This window comes from Arthrobacter sp. Dra40 (genome assembly GCF_059091905.1).
This window is the reverse complement of the sequence record NZ_JBNHHB010000567.1, coordinates 1-438: the sequence shown is the minus strand read 5'-3', so window position 1 is coordinate 438 and position 438 is coordinate 1. Positions and strand designations below refer to the sequence as shown.

The 438-nt window shown below is 65.5% G+C and carries 1 protein-coding gene; it reads right to left on the bottom strand.

The window, feature by feature from the left end; translation table 11 throughout:
* Nucleotides 1–438, bottom strand: a 438-nt coding sequence (gene rpsG / locus AC5RWT_RS38020) for a 30S ribosomal protein S7 (RefSeq protein WP_494084710.1), incomplete at both ends; no start/stop codon positions are given.

Here is a 438-nt window from a genome sequence, read left to right as displayed (position 1 = left end):
GGCGAAGGCCTTGTTGGACTCGGCCATCTTGTGGGTGTCTTCGCGACGCTTCACAGCGGCACCGAGACCGTTCGACGCATCCAGAATTTCGTTCATGAGACGCTCGGTCATCGTCTTCTCGCGGCGGGCCTTCGAGTAGCCGACCAGCCAGCGCAGGGCCAGAGCCGTGGCACGGCCCGGCTTGACCTCAACCGGAACCTGGTAGGTGGCGCCGCCGACGCGGCGGGACCGGACCTCCAGGGTCGGGCGGACGTTGTCCATGGCCTTCTTCAGGGCGGCAACGGGATCGCCGCCGGACTTGGCCTTCACACCGTCGAGGGCACCGTAAACGATGCGCTCTGCAGTGGACTTCTTGCCGTCAACGAGAACCTTGTTGATCAGCTGGGTCACCAGCGGGGAGCCGTGGACGGGATCTACAACTAGCGGCCGCTTGGGGGC